General features: G+C 73.5%; 11 protein-coding genes. 7 read left to right on the top strand and 4 right to left on the bottom strand.

Annotation, left to right across the window (positions count from 1 at the left end):
• Positions 1–34: 34 nt before the first annotated feature.
• The 3 genes from DVK44_RS16435 to DVK44_RS16425 form a co-directional block, all read right to left on the bottom strand.
• On the bottom strand, positions 35–1,201 hold the full coding sequence (locus DVK44_RS16435) for an NAD(P)/FAD-dependent oxidoreductase (RefSeq protein ID WP_181957642.1): 1,167 nt from the start codon (positions 1,199–1,201) through the stop codon (positions 35–37).
• A 65-nt stretch (positions 1,202–1,266) separates the two neighbouring features.
• Positions 1,267–1,494, bottom strand: coding sequence for a ferredoxin (locus tag DVK44_RS16430; RefSeq protein ID WP_114660350.1), 228 nt, complete (start codon positions 1,492–1,494; stop codon positions 1,267–1,269).
• A 68-nt stretch (positions 1,495–1,562) separates the two neighbouring features.
• Positions 1,563–2,804, bottom strand: coding sequence for a cytochrome P450 (locus DVK44_RS16425; protein WP_114660349.1), 1,242 nt, complete (start codon positions 2,802–2,804; stop codon positions 1,563–1,565).
• 479 nt (positions 2,805–3,283) lie between these two features.
• On the opposite strand from DVK44_RS16425, the gene DVK44_RS16420 reads away from it, so the two are divergent.
• The 7 genes from DVK44_RS16420 to DVK44_RS16390 are packed head-to-tail and all read left to right on the top strand — an operon-like array spanning position 3,284 to position 12,848.
• Positions 3,284–4,105 carry a phytanoyl-CoA dioxygenase family protein gene (locus tag DVK44_RS16420; RefSeq protein WP_114660348.1) on the top strand — a complete coding sequence of 274 codons (822 nt, stop codon included), beginning with the start codon at positions 3,284–3,286 and terminating at the stop codon, positions 4,103–4,105.
• Between the two features lie 17 nt (positions 4,106–4,122).
• The gene (locus DVK44_RS16415) at positions 4,123–4,692 is read left to right on the top strand and encodes a DUF6309 family protein (protein ID WP_181957470.1); all 570 of its coding nucleotides are present in this window, start codon (positions 4,123–4,125) and stop codon (positions 4,690–4,692) included.
• Complete coding sequence (locus tag DVK44_RS16410; RefSeq protein ID WP_114660347.1) at positions 4,689–9,182, top strand: AMP-binding protein; 4,494 nt, start codon at positions 4,689–4,691, stop codon at positions 9,180–9,182. Before DVK44_RS16415 ends, DVK44_RS16410 begins: the two co-directional genes overlap by 4 nt.
• Positions 9,179–10,459: an aspartate aminotransferase family protein gene (locus DVK44_RS16405; protein ID WP_114660346.1), complete on the top strand. Its 1,281-nt coding sequence runs from the start codon at positions 9,179–9,181 to the stop codon at positions 10,457–10,459. Before DVK44_RS16410 ends, DVK44_RS16405 begins: the two co-directional genes overlap by 4 nt.
• Before the next feature lie 7 nt (positions 10,460–10,466).
• On the top strand, positions 10,467–11,324 hold the full coding sequence (locus DVK44_RS16400; protein WP_228447182.1) for a TauD/TfdA family dioxygenase: 858 nt from the start codon (positions 10,467–10,469) through the stop codon (positions 11,322–11,324).
• Positions 11,321–12,085 (top strand): SDR family oxidoreductase, encoded by a 765-nt coding sequence (locus DVK44_RS16395; RefSeq protein WP_228447181.1) that lies wholly within the window; start codon positions 11,321–11,323, stop codon positions 12,083–12,085. The genes DVK44_RS16400 and DVK44_RS16395 overlap by 4 nt, the downstream gene beginning before the upstream one ends.
• A 4-nt stretch (positions 12,086–12,089) precedes the next feature.
• Positions 12,090–12,848, top strand: coding sequence for a methyltransferase (locus tag DVK44_RS16390; RefSeq protein ID WP_114660344.1), 759 nt, complete (start codon positions 12,090–12,092; stop codon positions 12,846–12,848).
• 58 nt (positions 12,849–12,906) lie between these two features.
• On the opposite strand, the gene DVK44_RS16385 is transcribed toward DVK44_RS16390, so the two are convergent.
• Entirely contained in the window at positions 12,907–13,251 is a 345-nt protein-coding gene (locus tag DVK44_RS16385) for a MerR family transcriptional regulator (protein ID WP_114665175.1), read from the bottom strand.
• Positions 13,252–13,267 lie beyond the last annotated feature (16 nt).

The following is a 13,267-nucleotide window of genomic DNA, read 5'->3' as shown; positions in this document are numbered from 1 at the left end:
CCGTCGCGTCAGGCGGGGATCTCGGTGGTGGCGGTCAGGACCGCGCGGCAGTGGGCCGGGGCGCGCCCGCCGCGATGGCCTGGCGCCAGAGGCGGATCGCCTTGGGGGGCATGCCGACCGCCAGGGCGCCGGTCACCCGGTCGCCGGTGCGGTAGACGGCCACGAAGCGGCGCTCCGCCAATTCCCCGGCCACGACGGCCACTTCGTCATGGCCGCGCAGATACCCGTACGCCTGGATCTTCATGTCGTACTGGTCCGACCAGAAGTACGGTACGGGCGCGAACGGCTTGCGCGCGTCCGGCCGCAGCAGGTTGCGGGCGGCGGCCATGCCCTGTTCGGCCGCGTGCGTACGGTGCTCGACGCGCATGTCCACGCCGAACAGCGGGTTGTGCCAGCGGGCCACGTCGCCCGCCCCGTACACGCCGGGCGCCGCCGCGCAGTACGCGTCGCACACCAGCCCGTCGCCCACGGTCAGCCCGCTGCCCGCCAGCCACTCGGTGTTGGGCAGCGACCCGACGGCGACCAGCACCTCGTCGGCCCCGACCAGGTCGCCGTCCGCGAGGAGCACGCCGTCCCCGGTGATCTCCCGGACCCGGACGCCGGTGCGCAGCTCCACCCCGTTCTGCTGGTGCACCCGCGCCAGCACCGCGCCGATCTCCGCGCCGATCGCGTGGGCCAGCGGTACGGGCGCGGGCTCGATCAGCGTCACCCGCGCGCCGAGCTGCCGCGCCACCGCGGCGGCCTCCGCGCCGAGGAACCCGGCGCCGACCACAGCCAGCCGCCGCCCCGGGCCCAGCCGGTCCCGCAGCGCGACGGCGTCGTCCACCGTACGCAGGACATGCGCGCGGCCCGCGCCGGGCAGCCGCCGGGGGCGTACGCCGGTCGCCACGATCAGCCCGTCGTACGGCAGGCGCACGCCGTCGGCCAGCCGCACCGTACGGGCGGCCGTGTCCAGCCCGGTCGCGGCCACGCCCAGCCGCAGGTCGAGGCCGAGCGCGTCGAGATCGGCGTACGGGCGCAGCGGCAGGCGCTTGGGGCTCCACTCGCCCGACAGGATCTGCTTCGAGAGCGGGGGCCGGTCGTACGGGGTGTGCGGCTCCTCCCCGACGAGGGTGAGGGCACCGTCGTAGCCCTCCCGCCGCAGGGTCTCGGCCGCCGCGAGCCCGGCGGCCGAGGCGCCGACGACCACGACGCGCCTCAGCGGCGCCTGCTCCGGGCTCAGCTGCCGGCTCGGTGCCTGCTCCGGGCTCGCCGGCTTCCGCGCGCTCATCGTTCCACCAGCCGGATCGCGGCGGCCGGGCAGATCGCCACCGCTTCGCGCACTCCGTCGAGGAGGTCCGCGCCGGGGTGCCGTTCCAGCAGGATCGCGACGCCGTCCTCGTCCCGCTGGTCGAAGACCTCGGGGGAGGCCATCACGCACTGACCGGATGCGACGCATTTCGGCACGTCCAGCTCTACTTCTACCGCTGCTTCTGCTTCTGTTTCCGCTCGCATGGGTTTCGCCTCTGTTCTTTCGTGGGGGGTGGTGGGGGGTGCTCTGAGGGGGCGCGGCGCGTGGCGCGTTACCAGGCGACCGGGAGGCTCCGTACGCCGTACGTCGTGCCCGTGTGGTCGAACTCCAGCTCCTCGACCGGCGCGGCCGTCCGCAGCGTCGGGATCCGGCGGTAGAGCGTGCCGTAGACGACCTGAAGCTCCAGCCGGGCCAGGTTCTGCCCGAGGCACTGGTGCGGTCCGTACCCGAACGCCTGGTGCAGCCGTGCCGGTCTGCGGACATCCAGCCGGTCGGCCTCCGGGAACGCCTCCGGGTCCCAGTTCGCGGCGTGCAGATCGAAGATGATCCCGTCGCCCGCCCCGATGACGGCGCCGCCGATCGCGATGTCCTCCTTGGCGACGCGCCGGACACCGGTCTGGAGGATGGTGAGATACCGCAGCATCTCGTCCACCGCGTTCGCGATCACCTTCGGATCGTCCGTCCCGCGCACCACGGCGAGCTGGTCCGGGTGGAGCAGGAACGCCAGCGTGCCCAGGCTGATCATCGTCGCGGTGGTCTCGTGGCCGGCGATCAGCATCGCCACGCCCATGTGCACGGCCTCGGTCCGGGTCATCTCGCCGGCCTTGACCCGGGCGCCCAGCTCCGAGAGCACATCGTCGCCCGGGGCGGTCATCTTCTCGCCGAGCAGCCGGTCCAGATACGCGGACAGCTCGTCGCTGACCTCACGCGCCTTCTCCGGCGCCACCGTGCTGTCCAGCACCAGACCGCTGCTGCTCTGGAAGAAGTCGTGGTCCTCGTACGGCACCCCGAGCAGCTCCGCGATGACCAGCGACGGGACCGGCAGCGCGAACGCCTGGAGCAGGTCCACCGGGTTCGGACCGGCCAGCATCGTGTCGATCAGACCGTCGACGATCCTCTGGACCGGCTCCCGCATCTTCTCGATCCGCTTGACCACGAACGGCCCGTTGACCGTCCGGCGCAGCCGGGTGTGCTCGGGCGCGTCCGTGTTCGTGATCAGGCGGGGCGTATGCGGTGCCACTTCGGCCCGGTGGGCGTTCACATACGGGAATCCGGGGTCGAGATCGTCGTCACTCACCCGGGGGTCGGCCATCAGCGCCCGCTGGTCGGCGTGGCGCGTGATCAGCCAGGGTGTTCCGCCGTTCCAGATCCGTACCTTCGTGATCGGTTTCTCCGCCCGCAGTTTCCGTACGGCCGGAGCCGGGGCCAGCGGGCATTCGGCCGACCGCGGCAGTGGATATGCCAGTGGCTTTTCCGCCGTGGCACCCATGGGGCAGGTGGGAGAATCGGTCATGGTGTCTCCTCGGAACGGGGGCGGGTAATCACCGGAGCGGGCTCGCCCGGCGGGTCGAATTCACGGGGTCTCGTCCCTTGCGAGGAATCGTGAACTTCCGAGATCAACCGTCGCATCCGCCCCTCCGCCGCCGCGAGGGAGCTTCCTCCCGAAGGGAGGGTGTAGCGCGCTACACCTCCCGCGCCACAACCCCGCCGCACCCCCGGCGCACCTCCCGTCACAGCCCAGGCGCGCGTTCATTCGTTCGAATTTCACCGCCTCATCATCGGCCGTTCGTAAACCGGCTACTTCGGGACTCGACTGCGAGTTTTTCGGCCGTTCCCCGCCATTGCGACGACTGAAGAAGCGATTCTGCCTAGGTTGCCTGAGGCGCGTCGTGGCGTACGCCGTCGATCAATTCGCCGTCGATCAATGGTGCGCCGGAGTTGTTCAGGATCTTGTCCCGATTCAACGGTTGCGAAAAGGGGAGGAATTCTCAGATGTCGCTCTCTTTCGAAGGCAACGGAACGACGTCCGCGCAGCGCGAGCAATTCGCGGACTCGGGCTACATCGTCTTACCGGGGCTCATTCCCGAGTCGTTGCGGAAGCGACTCACCCCGGAAGTGGATCACTGGGTGGACGGCGGGCTGCGCTCCCGTTCCATAGCCGCCTGCGTCGACCCGGAGCCCGGGGCGGACCTCACCCCCGAACTCGACGGGCCCCCGCCGCTCATGGAGCTGGAGATGCCCGGGCACGGCGAACTCCTCACCCACGAGCCGCTGTTGCGGGTGATCGCGGACCTCATGGACGCGCCGTTCGTCTTCCACCATCTGCACAGCGACCGGCACGGCCCCGGGATCCCCGGCAAGTCCTGGCACCACGACCGCGAGCCGAACGACATGGACGATCCGAAGCTGCTGATGGTGCACGCGCTGCACTACCTCGGGGGCCTCGACGGCACGATCGGCAGCCTCGTCGTGGTGCCCGGCTCCCACCGGGAGTCCTGGGGCAAGTCCGCGCTCGCCCACCTCGGCAGCGCCGAACTGCCCGGCGAGGTGGTGATCGACGCGCTGCCGCCCGGGTCGACCGTCCTCGTCGACTCCGCGCTGCTGCACGCCCGCAGGCCCGCGCCGAGCCCGCCCGGCGCCGCGCCGCGCTACTTCGTCGACGCGTGCTACTGCCGGACCGGGGCGCGCTGGCGGCCCGTGAAGCCGTACTGGCGGCACATGCTCGCCACGGCCCGGGCCCTCGACCTCGGCGGCGGGCGGTGGCCGGAGCTGTTCGCGGAGCGCCACTTCACCCCGTACAGCCGACAGACGTGAGAAGAGAAGGAGCGGCATTGGTACAGATCATCGGTCCGGTCACCTTCGACGAGGTGCTCACCGCCTTCCGCCGGGACCATCCCGTGGCCCGCGACCACGCGGCCAACACCAACCAGGACGCGGAGAACATGCTCTCCCTGGCCGACCGGCTCTTCGGCGGCTGGTCGAAGGCGCGGCTCTCCCGCGCCGAGCTGCGCGCGGTGATACTGCCCTGGCACCTCAGCGAGGGCGGCGCGCGCGAGCTGGTACCGCGCACCGGGCTGACCGTCGGCGAGGCCGCCGACCTGCTGCGCGCGCACGCGGCGGAGCTGTCCGCGGCCAATCCGCTCTGTACGGAGAAGATCGCCCGGTTCCGTGCCGCCCCCTTCACCTCCGTCTACTTCAGCCGGGGTCCCGTGACGCACGACGACTACGCGGATCTCCGCACCGGCGAGGGCCTCGTCCACCTCGACGGCCTGCACCGGCTGCTCGCCTGGGAGCTGTCCGGGCGGCTGTCCGCGCGGCCGGCGCGGGAGGACGACGGGCCGATCGCGTACCTCGCCGGTGTTCCCGACCCGAATGCCGCACCCGGAGGCCGACGACCATGACGCAGCCGAACCTCACCCTGCCCGACCTGCTCATACGCAACGCCCTGGCCCATCCCGGCCGGCCCGCCCTCGGCGACGGCACCCGCACCCTCGACCACCGCGCGCTCGACACCGTGACCCGCCGTGTCGCGGCCCGCCTCGCCGCCCTGGGGACCGGCCGCGGCGACCGGGTGGCGCTGCTGGGCGCCCGGGACGCCCGGGTGTGCGCGGCGCTGCACGGCATCCTGCGCTCGGGAGCCGCCGTCGTACCGGTCGATCCCGGGTGGAGCCCCGACGACGTACGGCGGCGGCTGGACGCGGTCGAGGTGCGCCGGGTGCTCAGTACGACGCCGGGGATGCGCGCGCCCGCGCCGTACCGCACCGAGTTCGTCGACATCGACGCGCTCGCCGCCGGGACCGGGTCCGGGACCGGGTCCGGGATCGGGACCGCCGACGTACGCGCCGCCTTACGCGCCGAGCCGCCAAAGGACGTCCCGGCCTGGGCGCCCGACGACCTCGCGTATCTCTCCTTCACCTCCGGGTCGAGCGGGGAGCCGAAGGCCGTCGCGGTCACCCACGCCAACGCCGTCCACTACGCGTTCGCGCTGCGCGACCGGCTCGGCTTCACGGACGCCGATGCCGCGCCCCGCGTCGCCCACGTCACCACCCTCGCCGCGGACCTCGGCCACACCGCCTGGCTGCTCGCGCTGGCGACCGCCGGATCGGTGCATGTCGTCACCGACGACCGGACGCGCGACCCGGAGGCGTTCTGGGCCTCGCTGTACGACGCCGGGGTGACGGTGCTCAAGACCACCCCCTCGCACCTGACCGCGCTGCTCGCCGGCCGCCCGCCGGACGGCGCCGCCCTGGACACCGTCATCCTCGGCGGCGAGGCGCTGCCCCGCTCGCTCGCCGCGAGCCTGCTGCGGGACGGTGTCGCCGCGCGGGTCGCCAACCACTACGGACCGACCGAGACCACCGTCGGCGCGGCCTGCTTCCTCGCCTCCGACCTGGCCCAACTGCCCGCCGACGAGGCGACCGTACCCATCGGCACCGCCCTCGGTGACGTACGGCTGCGCCTGGCGCCCGGCGCCGAGGAGGGGGAACTCCACATCGGCGGCGCGGGCGTGAGCGCCGGGTACTTCGGCCGGCCGTCGGAGACCGCGCACCGGTTCGTCCCGTACGAGGGGCGGCGGGAGTACCGGACGGGCGATGTCTGCCGCCGCAGGCCGGACGGCGATCTCGTGTACGTCGGCCGGTCCGACCGCCAGGCCAAGATCCGGGGCTTCCGTGTCGACCCCGTCGAGATCGAGCACCTCATCGAGAAGTTCCCCGGCGTCCGCCAGTGCGCGGTGATCGTGCGCGCCACCCCCTCGGGCAGCCAACTGGTCGCCGCCGTAAGGCTGGCCGAACCAAGCGACGAGGGCGAGGGCGAAGAGGCCCGCGAAGAGACCCTGGCCGCCCTCCGCTCGTACCTCCGCGACCGGCTGCCCGGCCACTCCGTACCGCAGCCGCTCCTCGCGCTGCCGGACTTCCCGTACGGAGCGAACGGGAAGCTCGACCGCGCGCGCCTGAGCGACACGGTCTCCGGCCTGATCCGGTCCCGGGCGCGTACGGCGCACCACCCCCCGGCCGCCCCGCCCGGCAGCGCCACGGCCGCGCTCGCGCTCACCATCGCCCAGCTGTGGGCGGACGCGCTGGGCCTGCCGCTGGTGGATCAGCACGCCGATGTGCTGGAGCTGGGCGGCGAATCGATTCTCGCCATGCGCACCATCGCGGCGCTGCGCCGGCTCGGCCACCGCGTCGCGTTCGAGGACTTCTACGAGCACCCCACGCCCGCGCTGCTGGCAGCGGCGGCCACGGCGTCGCCGCACCGCCTCCCCCGCCTGCCGCGCCCGCGCTCGGACACCACCGCGCCGGGCCGGCTCGCCCCCGCGCAGCGCTGGCTGTTCCGGCAGCCCCTCGACGCGCCGCGGCACTGGAACCAGTCCGTCCTGCTGCGCTGCCGGGTCCGCGTGGATGCCGCGGCCCTGGCGGCGGCGGCCCGGGCCGTCCTGCACCGGCACACGGCGCTGCGCCGGCCGCTCGGCCCGGACGGTCCCGGGGAGATCCGGCCCGCGGACGACCTGGACGCGGTGAGCCACTCCCGGCTGCCCGCGAACGGCCGGGGAGGCGCCCTCTCCGAGGCGATCGGCGCGCTCTGCACCGAGCTGCACCGCAGTCTCGACCCGGCGGCCGGGCGGCTGCTGAGGGTGCATCTGTTCTCCGGCGCGGACAGCGGACACGACGACCGGCTCGCGCTGATCGCCCACCACCTCGTCATCGACGGCCTGTCGTGGCGCATCCTCCTCGACGACCTCGCCGCCGCCTACCGCGCCGCCCTGTCCGGGCAGCCGCCCGCCCTCCCGCCGACCGCCGACTTCTACGCGTGGGCCGCCGCCCTGCCCCCCACCGGCACCACCAACACCACCGGCGCCACCGCGCACTCGGCGGTCGCGCCCCGGCTCCCGGTGGACGACGCGGCCGGGCGTACGGAGCCGGCCGCGCTCACCTGGTGCCTCGACGAGCAAGCCACCGGCCGGCTCGTCGCCCGCCACGGCCGGGCCCAGCGCCTCGAAGCGGTGCTGCTCGCCGCGTACGCCGACGCCACGCTGGCCTGGAGCGGGCAGCGGCGCCTCGGGTTGGAGGTGGAGACCCACGGCCGCGCGACGGAAACGGAAGGCGACCACCACGACCACCGCGACCACGGCGACGACCGCGACGACCGCGACGACAACAGCGACACGGTGGGCTGGTTCACCGCCGTCAAATGGCTCACGCTCCGTACGGCGGAAGCGGAAGGCGCGCCACGCGTGTCCCGCGCCGACGTCGAGGATCTCGTACGCCGCGCACCCCAGCTGCCGATGGACGCCGAAGGGCCGCGCCCCGAGGCCGCGTTCAACTTCCTGGGCACGTTCCGGCTGCCCGACGAACCGTCCCTGGGCTGGTCGGTGGCGGACGAACAGGCCGGCGCGGCCCGCTGTACCGACGGCGACACGCTCTACCGGCTCCGCCTCACCGCCCGGATAGTCGACGGCAGGCTGGTCACCGACCTGGTGTACGCGTGGCCGCGGCTCTCCCACCGCACGGCGGAGCGGATCTGCGCCGCCTTCGCCCGCGCGGTGGCCGCCGCCGCGGACGTGGCGGTGCCCCCGCATGCCAGGGCGGTGGTCTCCCCCTCCGGCCAGCTGCTGCACCGGGGCACCACCGAGGCGGCCCGCGGCGGCCGGTACGTGGTGCGCGAGCCCGCGCCGCCCGTACTCCTGACCGGGGCGACCGGCTATCTCGGCCGCCATCTCCTCGCCGAACTGCTCGCGCGGGGCGCCCGGGTGACCTGTCTGGTGCGCGGGAGGAGCGACGCGGAGGCGGCCCGGCGCCTTACGGAGGCCGGTACGGCGGCCGGTACCGAAGCCGGTGCCGAAGCCGTCGTCGGTGACATCACCCGGGAGGGCCTCGGCCTCTCCCCCGCCGGTCTCGCCCGCGCCCGTACCGCCCGTGTCGTCGTGCACGCCGCCGCGGACGTCCGGCTCGTCGGCTCCCCCGCCGAGCTGGAGCGCACCAACAACGCCGCCGTACGACGGCTGCTCGACTGGATCGACCTCCACACCCCCGGCGCCCGGCTGCACCACATCTCCACGCTGGCCGTCGCGGGCGGTGTCGCCGGGCCCGTACGCCGGTTCAGCGAGGCGGACCTCCGTATCGGCCAGAGCTTCCGTACCCCGTACGAGAAGGCGAAGTTCAGGGCGGAGGAGACCGTACGCGCCTGGGCCGCCTCGGGGCGCCAGGCGTACATCCACCGCAGCGGGCACATCGCGGCGCACAGCCGGACCGGGGAGTTCCAGCAGAACATCGCGGACAACCGGATCTATCAGACCGTACGGGGCTATGTGCTGGCCGGCGCGGCACCGAGCCGGCCCGCGACGACGTTCGCGTTCTCCCACGTGGACACCGTGGCGGCCGGGATCGCGGCGATCGCGGACTGTCCGTACGCGGCGCCGGGCGTCTACCACGTCGAGTCGCCGCACACCGTCGCCCACGACGAGCTGGTGGGGTGGATCAACGGCCACGGCTGTCCCGTCCGGCTGACGGACGACGCCGCCTTCGCCGCGGCGCTGGCCCGCGCCGAGCGGCACCATCCGGACATGGCGCGGCTCGCGTCGGCCTGGGCCCAGCTCGGGGACCGCAACGTCGTGGTCGACAGCGCGTGGACCCATACGGTGCTCGACCGGCTCGGGGTGCGCTTCGCCGAGCCGAGCGCCCGGTGGTGGTCGGCCGCGCTGTCGTGGGCGACCGGTGTCGGCTTCCTCCCGGCGGCCGTCACCTCCCCCAACGGGCCCGCGCCACAGGCCGGTTCGCAGTCCGGTCCGCAGACCGGTCCGCAGTTCGCCGCGCCCTTCCCCCATCCACCCCTGACCCCGGCGCTCCGACTCCGCTCCGTACAAGAAGGCTCCGTACAAGAAGGGAAGCCATGACCCAGCTCTCCCCGGCCCTCACACAGGCCACCCCCGTGATCGCCACCAGAGGCGAGGGGATGTATCTGTACGACGCCGACGACCGGCGCTATCTCGACTTCACCGCCGGGGTCGGTGTGACCAGCACCGGTCACTGCCACCCCCGGATCGTGGAGGCCGTACAGCGGCAGGCGGGCCGGCTGATCCACGGGCAGTACACGACCGTGCTGCACGACCAACTCCTCACGCTCACCGACCGCTTGGGTGAGGTGCTGCCCGCCGGACTGGACTCGCTCTTCTATCTGAACTCGGGCAGCGAGGCGGTGGAGGCGGCGCTGCGGCTCGCGCGGCAGGCCACCGGCCGGCCGAACGTGATCGTGTTCGACGGCTCCTTCCACGGGCGCACCATGGGCGCGGCGGCGATGAGCACGGCGGGCATCCGCTTCCGCGCCGGGATCGGGCCGCTGATGCCGGGGGTCGCGGTGGCGCCCTTCCCGTACGCCTTCCGGCTCGGGATGAGCGAGGAGGCGGCCGTCGCGCACGCGCTGCGCGGCCTCGACCATGTGCTGGCCACCGTCAGCGCGCCGGCCGAGACGGCCGCGATGTTCGTCGAACCGGTGCTGGGCGAGGGCGGGTTCGTGCCCGCGCCGCCCGACTTCCTGGCGGGGCTCCGGGAGCGCGCGGACCGGCACGGGATCCTGCTGGTGGCCGACGAGATCCAGGCGGGCTTCGGCCGGACGGGCGCGTTCTGGGCGCACCAGCACGCGCCCGGCGTCGTACCGGACGTGCTGATCACGGCGAAGGGCCTGGCCAGCGGCTTCCCGCTGTCCGCGATCGCCGCGTCCACGGAGCTGATGAGCCGCGCCTGGCCCGGTTCGCAGGGCGGTACGTACGGCGGCAACGCGGTGGCCTGCGCCGCCGCCCTCGCCACGCTCGACGTGATCCGCGACGAGGGCCTGGTGGCGAACGCCGCCGTACAGGGCCGGCTGCTGGCGGACGGTCTGCGCAAGACCGCCGCCGACCGCCCGGCCATCGCGGATGTCCGGGGGTCGGGCCTGATGGCGGGCAGCGAGTTCTGCCGGCCCGACGGCTCCCCCGACGCGGCGACCGCCCAGCGCGCCCAGCGCGCCGCCGCCGGTCTCGGCCTGCTGCTGCTCACCTGCGGGACGCACGGCAATGTCGTACGGATGCTGCCGGCGCTGATCGTGACGGAGGAGCAGATCGGTGAGGCGCTCACGCTGTGGGCCGAGGCCGTCGCCACCGCGACCAACGTACCCACCGATGCCCGAGAGGACTGATCACCCCATGACCGAAACCACTCCCGGCGCCACGGCCCGCGATGTCGGCTGGACCAGCGAGTATCTGGAATCCGCCCGCGAGGTGTGGTCGCTGCCGATCACCGACGAGGACCGCCGGCTGCTGTGGACCGACGCCCTGGCCGAACGCTGGGGCGGGGGCGAGGCCGAGAAGGTGTACGCGGCCGTGCGCGCGTTCATCGGGCGGAGCCTGGACGCCGTCGGCTTCGTGAACGTCCGGGGTCTGCTCTCCCCGGCCGCGTCCGACGCCGATCTCAGCACCGCGCTCTCGTTCCTCCTGGCCGAGGTGGCCGGACCCGTACCGCAGAACGCCCAGGGCGACCTGTGGACCGTCCTGCGCGACCGCGACGGCGACGGAGCGACCGAGCTGGGCTTCCACTGCGACACCTGTGACCTGCTCGTCCTGCTCTGTCTCCAGCCGGCCGCGGACGGCGGCGGCACCACCAAGCTGGCCAGCGCCCGGCACGTCCACGACATCATCGAGCGGGAGCGGCCGGACGTACTCGCCCTGCTCAAGGAGGAGTGGCGGTACGACAGGACCGGCCGCGCCGGGCAGCAGATCCTCCTCACCCCGATCCTGTTCACGCAGGACGACGGGACGGTCGGCTGCTACTACCAGACCCGGACGGTACGGGCCTCCGCGGACCTCGACGCCCGCCATATCGACGCCCTGGACTACCTCGACGCGGTGCTCTACCGCCCGGAGATCGCCTTCGGGCTGCCGCTGGCCGCCGGGGATCTGCTGATGATCCGCAACAGCCGCGTGCTGCACGGCCGTTCACCGTACGTCGACACCCCGGGTCCGGAGGCCCGCCGGATCCTGCGCGCCTGGATGGACGAACGGTGACCGCCGACGACGGGAGCGCCCGGATCGGCGTTGTCACCGGCGGCGGCAGCGGCCTCGGACGGGCCGCCGCGCTGGCCCTGCTGGAGCGCGGCTGGTCGCTCGCGCTGGCCGGCCGGCGCGGTAAGTGCCTTGACGAGACGGCCGAGTTGTCGGGCGCGGGTCCGGACCGGGTGATCTCCGTACCCACCGACATCAGCAGCCCGGACGAGGTCGCGGCGCTCTTCGCGGCCGTACGCGACCACTTCGGCCGGCTGGACCTGCTGTTCAACAACGCGGGCGCGGCCGTCCCGCGCCGGCCGGTCGCGGAGGTGCCGTACGAGGAGTGGAGCCGGGTGATGGACACCACCGTCACGGGGACGTTCCTGTGCGCGCAGGAGGCGTTCCGCACCATGCGCGACCAGTCGCCGCAGGGCGGCCGGATCATCAACAACGGTGCTCCGTCCGCCCATTCACCCCGCCCCAACGCCATCGCGTACACCGCGGCCAAACACGCGGTCCTCGGTCTGACCAGGTCGCTGTCGCTCGACGGCCGCCCGTACAACATCGCGTGCGGGCAGCTCGACGTGGGCAATGTGGCCCCGGTGGACGGCGGTCCGCAGCCGCCCGCGATGCAGGCCGACGGCTCCATGGCGGTGGAGGCGACCGTCCCCGTGGCGCGCTTCACGGAGGCGCTGCTGCTGATGGCGTCGATGCCGCCGGACACCAATGTGCAGTTCCTGACGGTCCTGCCGACGACGATGCCGTACATCGGCCGGGGGTGACGCGATGCTGGTCACGGCACGCTCCTTCGAGGAGTACCGGGCGATGTTCGCGCTCACGGACAAGGACCTCGCCCTGCGCGTCCTGGACTGCCCGGCCGGAGCCGCGGGCTTCGCGGCCGAGGCCGGCGCCCGGGGCACGGATGTGGTCGCGGTCGATCCTCAATACGGCCCGAACGCAAGCCGGTTGGGGAGACTCGCGCTGCACGAGATCGAGCACCGGCACCGGTACGTGACGGAGAGCGCGACGCGTTACGAGTGGAGCTGGTTCGGCGGTCCCGAGCGGTACACACGGCTGCGGGCCGACTCCGCGCGCGCCTTCGCCGCCGATATCGAGGCCCACCCCGAGCGTTACGTCGAGGGCGCGCTGCCCCAACTTACCTTCCCCGAGCGCTCGTTCGACCTCGTCCTCAGCTCGCACCTCCTCTTCTCGTACGGGGCGCGGCTGAGCGAGGAGTTCCATCTCAGCGCGCTGATCGAGCTGGTCCGGGTGGCCCGGCGGGAGGTGCGGATCTTCCCGGTGGTGCTGCACACGAGCGACCGCCGGTACGCGGGTCTCGACCGGCTGCGCACCGCGCTCGACGGCCTGGGGGTGCCGTCGCGGCTCGACCGGGTCGATTACGTGTTCCAGCCGGGCGCCGACGAGACGCTCGTCCTCGACTGCGCCGTCCACGGCCCGCTGCCCACGGCCAGACCCGGCGCCGAGGACCACGACCCGGTGCGCTGGCGCCACCTCGAAGGGACGGACGCGGCGCCGCCCCCGTAACCGCGCTGCTTTGCAGAGAGCCGCCTCCACTCCGGTGGAGGCGGCTCCCGGCGTCGTCTCACGCCTCGGACAGAAACCCGGCCAGCGTGTCGCGCCCGCGCCGCAGCGCGTCGATGCGCTCGTCCGTCGCCGCCAGCTCGCGGTCCAGCACGTCCCGCAGGTCGGCGCACCAGTCGAAGCCGGGCCGCTCGCCCCGGGCGCACGGCAGCACCGTACGGATGACCTCGGTGGACAGCCCCGCGGCCAGCAGCGCGCGGACCTGGCGGACGGTGGTGACGGAGCCCTCGTGGTACGCGCGGTAGCCGTTCGAGCCGCGGACGGCGACGAGCAGCCCCTGCTTCTCGTAGTAGCGCAGCATCCGCCGGCTGACGCCGGTGCGCCGGGACAGCTCTCCGATCAGCACACGAACCACCTCGTTC

It is taken from the genome of Streptomyces paludis, assembly GCF_003344965.1.
Lineage (GTDB): Bacteria > Actinomycetota > Actinomycetes > Streptomycetales > Streptomycetaceae > Streptomyces > Streptomyces paludis.
The sequence above is the reverse complement of the archived record's forward strand: the minus strand, read 5'-3'. Positions and strand labels throughout refer to the sequence as shown.